At 68.8% G+C, this 14,543-nt stretch carries 13 protein-coding genes; 7 read left to right on the forward strand and 6 right to left on the reverse strand.

What is annotated here, in order from left to right; translation table 11 throughout:
* Positions 1 to 540: 540 nt before the first annotated feature.
* From VT85_RS14175 to ispF, 3 genes are read right to left on the reverse strand one after another with little or no spacing between them, the layout of a single operon-like run.
* Entirely contained in the window at positions 541 to 1,119 is a 579-nt protein-coding gene (locus VT85_RS14175) for a crossover junction endodeoxyribonuclease RuvC (protein WP_082858598.1), read from the reverse strand.
* A gap of 58 nt (positions 1,120 to 1,177) precedes the next feature.
* On the reverse strand, positions 1,178 to 2,647 hold the full coding sequence (gene cysS, locus VT85_RS14180; protein WP_068416320.1) for a cysteine--tRNA ligase: 1,470 nt from the start codon (positions 2,645 to 2,647) through the stop codon (positions 1,178 to 1,180).
* 57 nt (positions 2,648 to 2,704) lie between these two features.
* Positions 2,705 to 3,190 carry a 2-C-methyl-D-erythritol 2,4-cyclodiphosphate synthase gene (gene ispF, locus VT85_RS14185; protein ID WP_068416323.1) on the reverse strand — a complete coding sequence of 162 codons (486 nt, stop codon included), beginning with the start codon at positions 3,188 to 3,190 and terminating at the stop codon, positions 2,705 to 2,707.
* A 496-nt stretch (positions 3,191 to 3,686) separates the two neighbouring features.
* Between ispF and csrA the strand changes: the two genes are divergently transcribed.
* On the forward strand, positions 3,687 to 3,881 hold the full coding sequence (csrA, locus tag VT85_RS14190; protein ID WP_068416331.1) for a carbon storage regulator CsrA: 195 nt from the start codon (positions 3,687 to 3,689) through the stop codon (positions 3,879 to 3,881).
* 424 nt (positions 3,882 to 4,305) lie between these two features.
* Complete coding sequence (rpsU, locus tag VT85_RS14195; protein ID WP_197490704.1) at positions 4,306 to 4,500, forward strand: 30S ribosomal protein S21; 195 nt, start codon at positions 4,306 to 4,308, stop codon at positions 4,498 to 4,500.
* A gap of 167 nt (positions 4,501 to 4,667) precedes the next feature.
* On the opposite strand, the gene purB is transcribed toward rpsU, so the two are convergent.
* Both purB and VT85_RS14205 read right to left on the reverse strand, forming a co-directional pair.
* Positions 4,668 to 6,098, reverse strand: a complete 1,431-nt coding sequence (gene purB / locus VT85_RS14200; protein ID WP_068416338.1) for an adenylosuccinate lyase — start codon at positions 6,096 to 6,098, stop codon at positions 4,668 to 4,670.
* Positions 6,099 to 6,188: 90 nt separating this feature from the next.
* On the reverse strand, positions 6,189 to 7,418 hold the full coding sequence (locus VT85_RS14205; protein ID WP_068416343.1) for a Glu/Leu/Phe/Val family dehydrogenase: 1,230 nt from the start codon (positions 7,416 to 7,418) through the stop codon (positions 6,189 to 6,191).
* A gap of 185 nt (positions 7,419 to 7,603) precedes the next feature.
* Between VT85_RS14205 and VT85_RS14210 the strand changes: the two genes are divergently transcribed.
* From VT85_RS14210 to VT85_RS14220, 3 genes are all read left to right on the forward strand, one after another.
* Positions 7,604 to 8,386 carry a creatininase family protein gene (locus VT85_RS14210; protein ID WP_068416346.1) on the forward strand — a complete coding sequence of 261 codons (783 nt, stop codon included), beginning with the start codon at positions 7,604 to 7,606 and terminating at the stop codon, positions 8,384 to 8,386.
* Between the two features lie 60 nt (positions 8,387 to 8,446).
* Positions 8,447 to 9,439, forward strand: coding sequence for a copper-binding protein (locus VT85_RS14215; protein WP_082858599.1), 993 nt, complete (start codon positions 8,447 to 8,449; stop codon positions 9,437 to 9,439).
* 409 nt (positions 9,440 to 9,848) lie between these two features.
* A complete protein-coding gene (locus VT85_RS14220) occupies positions 9,849 to 10,325 on the forward strand; it encodes an ArsR/SmtB family transcription factor (RefSeq protein ID WP_082858600.1) in 477 nt (158 codons plus the stop codon).
* A 143-nt stretch (positions 10,326 to 10,468) separates the two neighbouring features.
* Here the strand turns inward: VT85_RS14220 and VT85_RS14225 are convergent, their stop codons facing one another.
* Positions 10,469 to 12,103, reverse strand: coding sequence for a TolC family protein (locus VT85_RS14225; RefSeq protein WP_197490706.1), 1,635 nt, complete (start codon positions 12,101 to 12,103; stop codon positions 10,469 to 10,471).
* Positions 12,104 to 12,475: 372 nt separating this feature from the next.
* On the opposite strand from VT85_RS14225, the gene VT85_RS14230 reads away from it, so the two are divergent.
* Together VT85_RS14230 and VT85_RS14235 are read left to right on the forward strand one after the other, a co-directional pair.
* Positions 12,476 to 13,657 carry a DUF1501 domain-containing protein gene (locus VT85_RS14230; RefSeq protein ID WP_082858601.1) on the forward strand — a complete coding sequence of 394 codons (1,182 nt, stop codon included), beginning with the start codon at positions 12,476 to 12,478 and terminating at the stop codon, positions 13,655 to 13,657.
* An 84-nt stretch (positions 13,658 to 13,741) separates the two neighbouring features.
* Complete coding sequence (locus tag VT85_RS14235; RefSeq protein ID WP_068416358.1) at positions 13,742 to 14,539, forward strand: hypothetical protein; 798 nt, start codon at positions 13,742 to 13,744, stop codon at positions 14,537 to 14,539.
* The last annotated feature ends 4 nt before the right edge of the window (positions 14,540 to 14,543 follow it).

Raw genomic sequence — 14,543 nt, forward strand, 5'->3', positions numbered from 1 at the left:
GGGGGCGTTTCGTGCGCGGGAGCCGCTCCAATCGAGCGAAGCGTCGCATTGTCAGCTTGGAGGACTCCGTCCCCGGCCTGTTCCTTGGCAATGTAGTCTCGGTTCCTTCGGCGATCAAGCGCCCGACGCCCCGCGCGCCGGGCGTGACCCGCCGAGAAGTGCCATTTCGGACGATCAGTCCCTCGGACGGGAAAGCGGCCGTTCGGCGGCGGATGGGGGCGACGAGCACGCAAGCCGACGCATCTTCCCTTCGTCCGCGATGAAGGTCCCCCTCATCCGGCCTGCGGCCACCCCCACCAGGGGGGAAGGCATGATCGCGCCAGCATTCCTTCCTTCCCTCGCGGCGGACGAGGTGGACCTCGTCCAGGCTTCGGCCGCCTCCTACGCAGATCGCGCGAGGCGTCGAAAGCGCACGAACGAACCCAATTTTCTCGAGGCGTGCGGAGGGGGATTCTCGCTTCCTGGAGCGGCCGGGCACGTCCGGAGAGGTCCGTTGCGGCCTGGGTTGGTTCGCGCGAACGAACCCAATACCGGCTCGTCCTACATCCCCTTGAGGCTCCGCAGGGTGCGGCCGATCTGGAAGTGGCAGAGGGCCAGGGCGCAGGCGTCGGCGACGTCGTGGGGCTCGGGGAGTTCGTCCAGGCCCAGTTCGGTCTGGATGGCGCGCTGCATCTGTTCCTTGGGGGCGCGGCCGCTGCCGGTGAGGGTCTTCTTGACCCGGGCCGCGGCGTAGCCGAAGACGGGGATGCCCCGCGAGGCGGCGGCCAGGACGATGACGCCCCGGGCGTGGCCCATCAGGATCGCCGTGCGCGGGAACTTCACGTGGCTGTGCACCTGCTCCAGCGCCAGGGCGCCGGGCGGGTACGCGGCCAGCAGCTCGACGACGTTGCGATGGAGGTAGTCCAGACGTTGCCCCATGGCCCGGCTCGACGAGCCGGGACGGATCACGCCGGCCTCGACCACGACCGGCCCGCGCGGGCCGGGGTCGACGACCGCGTAGCCCGTCACGTTGAGGCCCGGGTCGATGCCGACGACCCGGCTCCAGACCGGCGGGCTCGCGCCGTCGCCGGGCTTGACGGCGTCGAGGCTCCCTTCGGACTCGCACGATCGGGACGTCATCGGGGCGACTCCTCCGTCGGGAGACGAGGCGGTTCTGGGCCGCCCCCGGGCTCTCAACTCAGCGCTTGGCTTCGACCCGCCAGCGAGTGCCGTCGGCGCCGTCTTCCAGGACGACCCCCAGGCCCGCAAGGCGGTTGCGGACCTCGTCGGCCAGGGCGTAGTGCTTCTCCTTGCGGAGGCGGGCCCGAAGCTCGATCAGGAGGCTCATCAGGTCGCCGGTCAGGGCGTCGCCGCCGACCTGGCTCTTGTCCGGGAGCCTGGCGAAGAGGCCCAGGAGGTTGCTCAGCTCCTTGAGGGCCACCATCCCCTCGCGATACTGCGTCAGCTCCTGCGGCGGCGAGTCCGGCGAGAGCCCCGCGGCCGTCCGGTTGAGGACGTGGACGATCTCGAACAGCTCGCCGACCGCCCCGCCGGTGTTGAAGTCGTCGTCCATGGCGTCGAGGAAGCCCTGGCGAAGCTCGGTCAGCTCCGGGCTCGCATCCCCCTCCTGGTCGTGCCGACGGGTCGGAGCCTCCAGCGCGTCGAAACGCTCGCCGGTCAGCTCCTCGAACCGCTCGAAGGCCCGGTGGAACGTCTGGAGGCTGCGGCTGATCTCGGCCAGACGGGTCGGGCCGTAGTCGATCGGCCGACGGTAGTGGCTGGAGAGGAGGAGCATCCGAATGACGTCGGGCTCGTACTCATCGAGCAGGTCGCTCATCAGGACGATCGTGTCGGGGTCGGACTTGGAGATCTTCCGGCCTTCCCGGGTGAGCAGGCCGTTGTGCATCCAGTAGGAGGCGAACGGGCCCCCGGTGAAGGATTCGGACTGGACGAGCTCGTTCTCGTGGTGGGGGAAGACCAGATCGAGGCCGCCGCCGTGGATGTCGAAATGCCGGCCCAGGAGCTTGAGGCTCATGGCCGAGCACTCGATGTGCCAGCCCGGCCGTCCCGGCCCCCAGGGGCTTTCCCACGAGGGCTCGCCGGGCTTGGAGGCCTTCCACAAGGCGAAGTCGCCGGGGTTGCGTTTGAGGGTGGAGGGCTCGATGCGGGCGCCGGCCTGGAGTTCCTCGGGGTCGCGATGGCTGAGCTTGCCGTAGGCGTCGGCCTTGGAGACGTCGAAGTAGACGTCGCCGCCGGAGGCGTAGGCGAACCCCTTGTCGATCAGCCCCTGGTTCATGTCGATGATGTCGTCGATATGCTCGGTCGCCCGGGGCATGTGGTCGACGCCGGTGACGTTCAGGGCCTTCAGGCAGTCGAGGTAGTCGGCCGTGACCTGCTCGGCCAGGGCCTTGACGGTCGTGCCGTCCTTCTGGGCCTGGACGATCAGCTTGTCGTCGACGTCGGTGATGTTGACGACCCAGGAGACCTCGTAGCCGAGATAGGCGAGGTAGCGTTTGACTGTGTCGAAGATGACCGGCCCGACCATGTGGCCGATGTGGCTCTTGGAATAGACCGTGGGGCCGCAGACGTACATGCCGACCTTGCCCGGCGCGACGGTCTGGAACGACTCCTTGGTCCGGCTCAGGGTGTTGTAGACTCGAAGCGCCATGGGATTCGCGTGCTCTCGCGGGGAAGGAAGGGGGCAGGGGGGCCGCGGTCCGGGGCGTCAACGCCCGGGGTCGATCGGCTCGATCAGGACGACGGCGTGACAGGAGATCGCCTCGGCCCGGCCGACCGGCCCGACGTGCTCGCCGGTCTTGGCCTTGACGTTGACGGCCCCGTCGGGGAGCCCGAGGAGCCTCGCCAGGTTGGCGCGAAGCATCGCCTTGTGGGGGCCGAGCTTGGGAGCCTGGGCGTGGACGATGACGTCGCAGTTCACCGGCTTCCAGCCCTCGGCGGCGATCAGGGCGACGACCTCGGCGAGGAGCCGGGTGCTGTCCAGGTCGCGCCATTCGGGGGCGGTGTCGGGGTAATGCTCGCCGATGTCTCCCAGGGCGGCGGCGCCGAGGAGGGCGTCGGCCACGGCGTGACAGACGACGTCGGCGTCGGAATGCCCGGCCAGGCCCAGCGGGTGCTCGATCCGGAGGCCCCCCAGGATCAGCGGCCGACCTTCCACCAGGCGATGCGTGTCGTGACCGATTCCTACGCGCACGGGTCCGCTTCCCAACCTCTCTTCGCCGGGGCGGCCCAGCCCCCGGAGGGTGCCGGCCCGCCCCGACAGGGATTCGACGCCCCTCACGCCGTCGGCGGTCGGGACGCATCGCGATGCGCACGAGATGGTACCCGGTGCGCCCAGTGCTGACTATCCCAACGGGACCCTCGGCCGACCGTTCCCATTTTGAAGGTTTGCCCATTCGAGCTGGGAATTTTGGGAAGAGAAGGTTCAGGTCCTGTACTTTTGATTAGACCATCGGCAATCCGCGTCGGGATCCTTAAATAAAATCAAGGCTAGTCAATCAAAGGGTTTGCGGCTATTCTCAGGATAATCCGAGGTGACTTCGGCATCCCGGCTGCTTAGAGTGAACCGTGTCAAGGGCGACCCAGGCTGGGGGTTCGAGACACGAAACCGGAAAGGCTTCGTAAGGAACCCGGCGAAGGACGCTAACTCAATCGCAAGACGCTACAGCCATCGAGCAAGGAGGAACGTGATGCTGGTTCTCAGCCGCAAGGTCAATGAGAAGATCGTCATCGACGGTGGAATCGTGCTGACGGTGGTCAAGATCGAGGGCGGCCAGGTCCGCATCGGCATCGAAGCCCCTGGCCACGTGAAGATCTACCGCGAAGAGCTGCTCGTCAAGCAGACCGCGGATCGCCACGCCGAGCCGGCCCTGGCCGGGGTCTGAGTCTTCCCTCGGACCCCCCACCTGACGACGGTTGGAGTTGGATCGGCGATCCAGGTCGGCGGACATGAGCCCGCCTCCGAGTTTCCGGCGCCGGGGACGCCCCTGGCCAGACCTCGCCGCGGCCGGAAAACCTCGCCTCGAGATCCGACGCGAATTCGCGTGGAAGGACCGAAGCTGAAGCTAGTCAAAGGCGACCCCCCTGGGTATACTTTGGATTTCTCGCCGGTACCTGCGACCCGCGACGCCGAAGGCGGAGCCCCGGGCCCCCAGCCCGAAGTCGGCTCCCGACCTGGCCTGGAGGCCGCGTCGAAGCCCGGAGTGCGGTCGATTCGCAAGGCTCGCGGGTGTTTGAGTTCCTCGGGGCCGCCGGTTTGGAAGGCGCTACCGGTCCGATCCAACTGAAGGGAAATGAGGGAAGATCAACGTGGTGAAGTTACGGGTTCGCGCGGGAGAGTCGATCCAGGAAGCAGTCCGACGGTTCCGCAAGCTCTGCGAGCGGAGCGGGCTCCGCAAAGAGATGCGCCGGAAGGCGTACTATGAGAAGCCCAGCGAGCGGCGCCGTCGCGAGGAACTGAAGCGACTCCGCAAGGCTCGCCAGCACCAGAGCTCCCGGGTCTGACCCGCGACGATCCGGCCTGACGATCCCGTCTCGCCCTTCGAACGAATCAGGACCGCCCGGCGGCGCCAGGAGTTTCGTCTCCTCGCGCCGCCGGGCGGTGCTTCGTTCGAATCCGCCCGGCTCGGCTCGAATGCGGTCGAGCCGAGCCGAAGCTCATGCCGAGGCTCTCAGACGTGGACCTCGGCCGTGGTCGCGGCGCGGCCGGCGTAGCGTCGGCGGATCGGCTCGATCTCGGCTTCCAGGAACTCGTCGACCTGGGCGGACGAGCGGCCCGTGAAGCGGACCGGGTCCATGATCCCTTCGAAGTCCAGTTTCGGGAACGCCGAGTCGTTGCGAAGACGGTCGACCAGGTCGTTCACGCCGGCCCCAACCTTCATCCGCGCCGCGGCCTCCAGTGAGTGAACCCGGATCCGCTCGTGGAGCGCCTGGCGGTCGCCCCCGGCCTGGACGGCCGCCATAAGCAGGTTCTCGGTCGCCATGAACGGCAGTTGCTCGGCCAGGTGCCTGGCGATGACCGGCGGGTGGACCACCAGCCCGGGGACGACGTTGTTATAGAGCGTGAGGACCGCGTCGATCCCCAGGAACGCCTGGGGCATGATCAGCCGCCGGATGGCGCTGTCGTCGAGGGTCCGCTCCAGCCACTGGGTCGCCGCCGTGTCGGCGATGCCCGGGACCTGGCTCATGACGTACCGGGCGAGCGAGCACATCCGCTCGGCTCGCATCGGGTTCCGCTTGTAGGCCATGGCCGACGAGCCGATCTGTTCGGCCTCGAAGGGCTCCTCGACTTCCTGTTCATGGGCCAAAAGCCGGAGGTCCATGCCGAAGCGGTGCGCCGATTCGGCGATCGAGGCCAGGGAGGCGACGGTCAGCGAGTCCACCTTGCGGGAGTACGTCTGGCCCGACACCGCGTACGTCTTGTCGAAATCGAAGGCGGCCGCGACCCGGGCGTCCAGCTCGCGGACCTTGGCGTGGTCGCCGTCGAACAGGGCGAGGAAGCTCGCCTGCGTCCCGGTGGTCCCCTTGACGCCCAGGAACCGCAGGTCGTCCAGCCGACGCTCGATCTCGCCGAGGTCGAGGACCAGTTCATAGCACCAGAGGGTCGCCCGCTTGCCGACCGTCACCAGCTGGGCGGGCTGGAAGTGGGTGTAACCGAGGCAGGGGAGGTCTTTCCAGCGAGCGGCGAAGTCGGCCAGGGCTTCGATCGCCCCCACGAGCTGGTCGCGGACCAGGGTCAGGGCCGATCGGGTGAGGATGAGGTCGGTGTTGTCGGTGACGTAGCAGCTCGTCGCGCCCAGGTGGATGATCGCCCGTGCGGCCGGGGCGGCGTCGCCGAAGGCGTGGACGTGGGCCATCACGTCGTGGCGGAACCGCCGCTCGTAGGCCTCGGCGGCGGGGAAGTCGATCGCCTCGACCGCGGCCCGCATCGCCGCGATCTGATCCTCGGAGATGTTCAGGCCGAGGGCGCGTTCGGCCTCGGCGAGGGCCACCCAGAGACGACGCCAGGTCGAGAACTTGACCTGCGGCGACCACAGGTGGGCCATCTCGCGACTGGCGTAGCGCTGGATCAGGGGGTTGTCGTAGGTCTGATAGTCTTTCATGGGCCGATCGATCAATGGAAGGGGGGCGAAGGGGGGGATCGGGCGAGGGCGAACGTCGACGTCTCGGCTCGCCCGCGAGTCCGGGTCGGGTCAGATGCCGGCCAGGGCGTGGGCCCGGCCGACCCGGGCGATGGCCCGGTAGAAGGCGGCCGTCCGCATCGGGATGTTCTTGCGGACGGCCAGGTCGTGCATGTCGTGGAACGCGGTGACCAGCTTGGCCTCTTGCTCGCGCTGGATCTGCTCCAGGGGCCATTTGAAGTTCTGGAGGTTCTGGACCCATTCAAAGTAGCTGACGATGACGCCGCCGGCGTTGGCGAGGATGTCCGGGACGACGGGGATGCCCCGGGCGTTGAAGACCGCGTCGGCCTCTGGCCAGGTGGGGCCGTTGGCGGCCTCGACCACGAGCCGGGCGCGGACGGCCTCGGCGGTCGCCTTGTCGAACACGCCCCCCAGGGCCGCGGGGATCAGGACGTCGACGTCGGCCCTCAGCAACTCCTCGTTGGTCGAGGCCTGGGCGCCCTCGAAGCCGACGACCTTGCGGGTGACGGCGACGTGGCGGTCGAGCGCGGCGACGTCGATCCCGTCGGGGTTGAAGACGGCGCCGTAAGCGTCGGAGATGGCGACGATCTTCGCCCCCTCCTTGGCCAGGAACCGCGCGGTGTGGCCGCCGACGTTGCCGAAGCCCTGGATGGCGACCGTCGAGCCGCCGATGGTCCGGCCCATGTTGCCGAGCATCTCGCGAGCGACGATCGCGACGCCGTAGCCGGTGGCGGCCTCGCGCCCGGCCGAGCCGTGCAGCTCGACCGGCTTGCCGGTCACCACGGCCGGATTGAACCCGGCGTACTTGCCGTACTCGTTCATGATCCAGGCCATCACCTGGGCGTCGGTCCCCATGTCGGGCGCGGGGATGTCCTTGACGGGGCCGATGACGTCCTGGATCTTCTCGGTGAATCGGCGGGTCAGGCGCTCGAGCTCCCCCCGAGAGAGGTTCGACGGGTCGCAGTTGACCCCCCCCTTGGCGCCGCCGAACGGGAGGTCGACCAGGGCCGTCTTCCAGGTCATCAGGCTGGCGAGCGAGCGGGCCTCGTCCTGATCGACCAACGGATGATAGCGCAGGCCTCCCTTGAACGGCCCCCGGGAGTTGTCGTGCTGGACCCGGTAGCCGATGAAGTTGCCGATCCGGCCCGAATCCATCTCGATGACGACCTCGACGCGGACCTCGCGGTCGGGCGTGACGAGCAGCGTCCGGATGTTGTCGGACAGGTCGAGCAGCCTGGCGGCCTGGTCGAAATAGAAGCTGGTGGCCTCGAACGCTTGCATCGCGACGCCGATCCAAGGATAACGGAGCAGAGAGGTCCCGCCATGACGGATGGCCCGACGACCCGGTCCGATCGTACCGGACCTCCCCCCCACCCGCAAGGCGATCGCGCGACCGGCCCACCCCCGTCGAGGCCGGCGTCGCCCGCCGCCCGGATCCGACTTCCCCCCGAGAAGGTACCCGCGCGATGTCCTCCTGGAAGCTCGCCGAGATCACTTATGGACAGGTCAAGGCCGGACCCCCGTTCCAGGCGGCCGTCCTCCCCCTGGGAGCGACCGAGCCCCACAACCTCCACCTCCCCTACGGCACCGACACCTTCCAGGTCGACGTGATCGCCGCCCGCGCCTGCGAGCACGCCGCGGCCCGGGGCGCCAGGGTCCTCCAGCTCCCCTCGATCCCCTACGGGACCGAGACCAACCAGATGGAGTTCCCCCTGGCGATGAACCTCAACCCCTCGACCCTCGCCCGGGTGATCGCCGACCTCGTCGCCTCGCTCGCCAAGCACGGCGTCCACAAGCTCCTGCTGCTCAACGGCCACGGAGGCAACGACCTCAAGTGGATCCTCCGCGAACTCCACGGCACGACCCCGGTCCACCTGTTCCTGTGCAACTGGTACAAGGTCGGCGCCGACCGCTCGGCCGCGATCTTCGACGTGCCCGAGGACCACGCCGGCGAGATGGAGACCAGCATGGGCCTGGCGTTCTTCCCCGGACTCGTGACGCTCGACCAGGCCGACGAAGGGGCCGTGCGGCCCTCCCGGTTCGACGCCGTCGCCCGGGGATGGGTCGAGCTCACCCGCCCCTGGCATCTGCTCACCACCAACTCCGGCTCCGGCGACCCCCGCGCCGCCACCGCCGCCAAGGGGGAGGAGTACGCGGAACTCGTCGCCGACCGCGTCGGGGCGTTCCTGGCCGAACTCGCCGCCGCTCCCCTCGACGCCGACTTCCCGTTCCGACCCGCCTCGGAATAAGCCGACGGGTCGCCGTAACGCGATTAGGAATGCTCAAGTGTCCTGCTTGGAGATCGGAACATGACCACGCGAGTCGGCATGTCGGAACTCGGCGTCGGCGTTCGGCTGGGCCTGATGCTCGTTGTGTTCGCGACGGCCGCATGTTCGCCCCGGCCGGCCGACCCCGCCGCGTCTTCGAAAGCCGATGGGTCGTCCAAGAAAACCGAGCCCCCGACCGAGACGAAGGATTACGCGCTCCGTGGCGAGGTCCGTAAGGTCGACGCCGGGGCTCGCGAGCTCCAGATCCGCCACGAGGCGATCCCCGGCTTCATGCCGGCCATGACGATGCCGTTCAAGATGCCCGAGGGGACCGACTTCGACGAATTCCGGGCCGGCGACGTCGTCGAGGGGAAGCTCCGGGTCCTCTCCCGCAACGGCGAGACGGTCGACTACGACCTGGTCGACCTGGAAGTCACGAAGCCGGCGATCGGCTCGCCCCTGCTGCTCGAGGTGACGAAGGGGATCCCGAAGCTCGTCGCCCAGCCCGCGCGGCTCCAACCGGGGGACGAGGTGCCCGACTTCACGATGACCGACCAGGCCGGCGAGTCGCGGAAGCTGTCCGACCTCCGTGGGTTCGTGGTCGTGCTGACCTTCATCTACACCCGCTGCCCGCTGCCGGAATTCTGCCCGATGATGGATCGCAAGTTTTCCGAACTATCCGGATCGATCTCGGCGACTTCGAGCCGGTCGTCCCGGGTGCGGCTGGTCTCGCTCTCGTTCGACCCCGACCACGACACGCCCGAAGTCTTGCGCGAACATGCGCGGATCCGGGGGGCCGAGCCGCCGGTCTGGACCTTCGCGACCGCGTCGCACGAGGAGTTGGGGCGGATCGCCCCCGCCCTGGGGCTGACCTTCGGCCCGGTCAAGAACGAAATCGTGCACAACCTCTGCACGGCCGTCATCGGGCCCGACGGCCGCCTGGTCCGGCTCGAAGTCGGGACGAAGTCCAACGCCTGGACGACCGCGGACCTCCTCAAGACGATCTCCGAAGCCCTCCCCGCCGCCGCCCCCTGATCGTCCCCCTCCCCGCCGAAAGCCCGGGCCGGCGGGCCCGTCGGGCGGCCCGCGGCCCCACGCCGCCGCCCGACGGGCCCCTTGCGCGGACAAATGCACGAATCAACGTGATGAAAGTTTGCGATTTGCGATTGACACGAAATAAACTAACTATAAGATATCGACAAGCACCCACGTTGAGATACGTTCGCGCAAGACTGTGAGCGTCTCGTTGTGCGTGCCGGCGGCTCGGTCCGTCCTCGCGGCTGGTCGCGTCATCGCGTCGGCCCCCCGGCGACGCCCGCCCTCCTGAGGAACGCCCTTGCGGCCTTCATCCGCCGCCCGACCCCCCGCGCGAGGCGGGAGCGCGTCCAGGGCGTCGACCCCGGTCGCATCGCCAAAATCACGTACAGCCTAGGAGGACGAAGTCATGGCAGTGGCCAAAGCCGGTCCCAAATCCGCCGCGACGAAAGCGGCCGCCAACTCCGCCGCGACGAAAGCGGCCCCCAGCGCCGCCGCGACCAAGGCGGCCGCAACGTCGAAGGCGACCCCCGTCGCAGCGAAGGCGACCTCCGGCTCCGCCCTGGCGAAGGCCGCCTCCGGCCGGCCCAAGTCGGTCAAGGCGGCCGACCAGCGGTTCCAGCAGGCGAAGCGCGCCTCCATCCTGCTCAAGCACGTCAGCGACCCGACCCGGCTCCAGGTCATCCTGATCCTGGCCGAGGGCGAGCGCCACGTCGGCGCCCTCTGCGACCAGCTCAGCCAGAGCCAGCCGGCGGTCAGCCACCACCTGGCGCTGCTCCGCCACGGCAACATCATCGCCCCCCGCCGCCAGGGGAAGAACAACTTCTACAGCCTCACCGACACCGGCGCCGAACTGGCCCGCGTGGTCAAGAACCTGATCGCCTGACCTCGGCGATCGCCAGGGCGAGGCCGGGCCCCGCTCAAAGTAAGACGTAAACAAGGCCGTGGCGACGACGTCGCCACGGCCTTGTTTCGTCGTCCGCATCCAGGTTCCGGGCCGGATCAGGACCGATCGACCCGGCGAGTCCGTCAGGGGAGCAGTCGACGGCCGACGACGGTGTTCAGGTTGAGCATGCTCCGCCGGTGCCGGACCGCCGTGTCGAGGTAGGCTTTGACGTTGTCGTTGTAGACTCGTTGGGACTCCAGGTAAGACACGACGTTCGCCTCGCCGCTCTGGAACAGGATGAACCGGTCGTTCTTCGACTGCTCCGAGGCGGGGATGATCTCCGACCGGATCCGGCCGACGATGTCGCGGGTGATCTGATATTCCCGGGCCGCCTGGACGACCTCGTTGTGGACCCGGCGCTCGACGTTCGCCAGTTCGAGCTGGGACTGCTGGACGTTGATCCGGGCCCGCTCGATGTTCCCCTGGTTGCGGTTGTAGAGCGGCATCGGGACGGTGAGGCCCAGCGCCCAGGAATGCGCGCTCTTGGTCCCGGTCGGCGAGTTGTCCTGGAACGTGTAGGGCTGGAAGAGCACGTAGGCGTCCTGGTAGCGGTTCGCCATCGCCAGCCGGACGCCGGCCTCGGCCGCGCGCACGCCCAGGCGGTAGGAGACGACGTCGGGACGGCAGGCGAGCGCCATTTGAACCAGTTCCTCGACGGGGGGCGGCGGCGGGGCGCGGTCCTCGATGGAGCCGGTGAACTCCAGCGCCTCGGCCTGGTCCGGCGGCAGGTTCAGCATGATCCCCAGCGTCCGCTTGGCGCGCTTCAGGTTCTCCTCGCTGTCGAGCACCCCGACGGCGGCGATCTCCTTCTGGGAACGGACCTGGCTCACGTCGGCCCGAGAGGCCAGTTCCTTCTCGTAGAGTAGCTCGGTGGCCCGGATCAGCCGATCGAACCCCTCGGAGCTTGCCTGCGCGTAGCGGAAGATCTGCCGTGCGGAGAGGATGTCGACGTAGGCCGTGTAGAGGTTGTTGAGCTCGAGCCGGACGGCGTCCTGGTACTGGGCTTCAGTGATGTGCATCACCTGATCCGCGTAGGCGGTCCGGGCCCGCCGCTTGCGCGAGAAGTCGACCGGGTGCGAGATGTTGACGTCGTACTGGGTCTGGCCGCCCGGCCGCTGTTCGGTGTAGCGGCTGTAGGGGATCATCTGGGCGTCGGCGAAGAAGATCGGGTTGGCCCGCAGGCTGGCCGTCAGGACGTCGGCGCGGGCCTGGGGGATCTCCAGCGACTTCGAGCGCAGGTCGAGGTTCTCCCGGATCAGCCGGTCCATCGCCTCCTCGATCGTCATGCCGCCGGGAGGGCCTTCCGACTCCTCGCCGTCCGGCAGCGACAGCGAGCCATACAGCGGCGCGCGGGGGATCGGCAAGGCCTCCGGAGCGCCGAGGGACCGGGCGCGCGGGGTCGGCCCCTCCTCGGGCATGCTGATCGAGGCCGGCACGCGTGGCACCGCCGTCCCGCCGCCTGCCCCCAGAAGCGGTTGATCCTGACCGGGCTGGATCCCGAACGGTCCCGAGTCGGTCCCGGGCGCCGTCCCCAATCGAGACTCCCGCGAGCCGGGGGTCATCCCCCCCATCGCCCTGGGCAGCGCCTCCTCGGCCGAGCCCGGACCCCCCTGGGCGAGCGCCGTCTCAGAGGTCGTCGCCTGGATCAGCAGGCCGCACGACATCCCCAGAACCCAGGCCCACGTGTCCCGCCGCCTCCTGCCGCTTCGGGTCGTCACAAGCTCCTCCTTCGTTAACTTCCTGAGGGCGACGCAAGCCGTCTCCCCGACCATCACCGACCCTGAATCCTCGAGCATCCTGCTCCGGATGGCTTATCGGCCTACGACTCGGAAGCGGTTGAATCGAACCAACCTATCTGGCCAGGGTTACCGAAACTTAAGGAACCGCCGGCCTTTCCTGTTATCGCTATAACCCGGAGAGCCTTCCTGTCGTGGAAGTGATCTGCGTCGGAGTGGTCGTCGGACCAGATCCGGCGCGGCGATTTCCTGGAAAACTCTATTTTGCGGGACTTGAGCGGGTTACGTTATCCGAGGGATGTCCCTTCGGGTCGATTCCGAAGGGCCGAGCCGGGCATGGGAGCGAGGCCGCAGATGAGCCAGAACGAACCGAAATCGGGGCGTCGTTGCAGGGGCGTGGACCGTCGCGAGTTCTTGCGGGCCGGGGGCGTGGGGCTGGGAGCCTTGACCCTCTCGGGGACCGGAGTGCGACTCGCGGCGAGCGAAGGGACCAAGGATCGCGCTGTGATTCTGCTGATGCTCGTCGGCGGGCCCAGCCAGCTTGAGACCTTCGACCCGAAGCCCGACGCGCCCGAGGAGGTCCGCGGGCCGTTCGGCTCGATCGCGACCCGCGTGCCGGGCGTGCGCGTCAGCGAGCATCTGCCCCGGCTCGCGGCCCGGATGGACCGTCTGGCGCTGATCCGGTCGCTCAATCACGATGAGGCGCCGATCCACGAGACGGGCCTGCAACTGCTTCAGACCGGCCGCCTGAGCCGAACCGACGAGCATCCCCACTTCGGGGCGACGACCGCGAGGTTCCTGGGCCGCCGTCGCGACGCCTCGACGCCCGCCTTCGCGGCGGTCCCCGGCCCGATCGGGAACACGGGGGTCGAACTCCCCCGCGGCCAGACGGCCGGCGAACTCGGGACCGACTGGGAGCCCGCCTTCCTCGCCGCCGACCGCCCGTCCGAGCCGCTCGCCGATCCTCGGTTGCGGCGGGCCCTGTCGACCGTCGACGAACCGTCGCGAAGGCGCGAGGCTTACGGCTCGACCCGGTTCGGCCGGGACTGCCTGGCGGCGAGGCGACTGGTCGAGGCCGGCGTGCGGGTGGTGACGGTGAACATGTACGAATCGGTGTTCGACCGCGTCACCTGGGACTGCCACGGCGCGCGGCCGTTCAGTACGCTCGACGACTATCGGCGCGAGGTCCTGCCGACGTTCGACCGGGCCTTCTCCGCACTCCTCGACGACCTGCACGATCGCGGGATGCTGGAGACGACCCTGGTGGCCGCCGTCGGCGAATTCGGCCGCTCGCCCCGGATCAACGCTTCCGGGGGACGCGACCACTGGCCCGGCGTCTGGAGCGCGGTGTTGGCCGGCGGAGGCGTGCGGGGAGGCCGCGTGATCGGCGCGAGCGACGTACACGCCGCGACGCCCGTCGACCGCCCCGTCTCGCCCCAGGAATGGGTGGCCACGATGTACCACGCGCTCGGGGTCGATCCCTCGCCGATCGCCGGTTCGACCGACGCGGAACCGATTTACGAGCTATTCTCCTGACGGTGGCGGTGTCGACCGGACGCATCGAGAGGTGACGCGACGTGGAGCGACGGGCCCCGCGGGCCTTCGAGGAGGGCGGCCACGATGAGCATCATCTTCTTCTGTTCGCATTGCGGCGCGAGGTTCGAAGTGGGCGAACAGGCGGCCGGCAAGCCGGGCCGCTGTAAACGCTGCGGCGAGCGGATCACCGTCCCCGCACAGTCGGCGGCGGCTCCGACTCCGGCGGCGGCGTCCGTCGCGGGCGGCCCCGGGTGGCTGGAACGCATGGGCAGCCAGGTCGGGCTGGCACCATTGACGATCGAGCGGATGCCGGGCCTGCGCAAGCCCATCCCGAAGCCGACCCCGCTGGACGACCTGGGAGACTCCAAGCCCTACGGCCTGGTCGAGGCTTACAAGATCCCGGTCGTCGAGCAGGGGCGGGGGTCTGGAGCGGCCGGCGAGGTCAGGATCGCCTGGAGGCGGGGCCTGGGCTCGGTCCAGAAATTCTTCCGGCGGGTGAACGAGTTCGCCTATCTGCTCTCGATCCCGTTCTTGATGCTCATCCTCCTGGGGGCGACGGCCCACAACCGGGGCCTGGCCCTGCTCGGCGCCCAGGCCGTGGTGCTGCTGAACATCGGCCGGATCATCAGCGGCCTGGCGAACATCCTGGCCGTGCCGTTCCGCGAGGGGCCGGCCACCGGCCTCCTGTTCCTGTTCCCGCCTTACACGATCAAATATGCGATCGACCACTGGAACAAGCTGAGGCGGCCCACCCACCGCGTCGTGACGCCGATCCTGACGATCGGCCTGGTGATCCTGGCGTTCGCGTTCATCCCCTCGTTGTCCGGCGCCAAGGCCGCCAAGATCGACGGCCGGTCGAGTTCCCAGGTCGGCGGCCGCTGAACCC

This window comes from Planctomyces sp. SH-PL62, from assembly GCF_001610895.1.
Classification (GTDB): Bacteria; Planctomycetota; Planctomycetia; order Isosphaerales; family Isosphaeraceae; genus Paludisphaera.

Excerpts from the sequence above, each read along its gene's own strand:
- cysS (WP_068416320.1), bottom strand. The coding sequence starts at position 2,647 with ATGGCGCTTCGAGTCTACAACACCCTGAGCCGGACCAAGGAGTCGTTC.
- VT85_RS14215 (WP_082858599.1), top strand. The coding sequence starts at position 8,447 with ATGACCACGCGAGTCGGCATGTCGGAACTCGGCGTCGGCGTTCGGCTG.
- VT85_RS14205 (WP_068416343.1), bottom strand. The coding sequence starts at position 7,418 with ATGCAAGCGTTCGAGGCCACCAGCTTCTATTTCGACCAGGCCGCCAGG.
- csrA (WP_068416331.1), top strand. The coding sequence starts at position 3,687 with ATGCTGGTTCTCAGCCGCAAGGTCAATGAGAAGATCGTCATCGACGGT.
- VT85_RS14175 (WP_082858598.1), bottom strand. The coding sequence starts at position 1,119 with ATGACGTCCCGATCGTGCGAGTCCGAAGGGAGCCTCGACGCCGTCAAG.
- VT85_RS14220 (WP_082858600.1), top strand. The coding sequence starts at position 9,849 with ATGGCAGTGGCCAAAGCCGGTCCCAAATCCGCCGCGACGAAAGCGGCC.
- VT85_RS14230 (WP_082858601.1), top strand. The coding sequence starts at position 12,476 with ATGAGCCAGAACGAACCGAAATCGGGGCGTCGTTGCAGGGGCGTGGAC.
- purB (WP_068416338.1), bottom strand. The coding sequence starts at position 6,098 with ATGAAAGACTATCAGACCTACGACAACCCCCTGATCCAGCGCTACGCC.
- VT85_RS14235 (WP_068416358.1), top strand. The coding sequence starts at position 13,742 with ATGAGCATCATCTTCTTCTGTTCGCATTGCGGCGCGAGGTTCGAAGTG.
- VT85_RS14210 (WP_068416346.1), top strand. The coding sequence starts at position 7,604 with ATGTCCTCCTGGAAGCTCGCCGAGATCACTTATGGACAGGTCAAGGCC.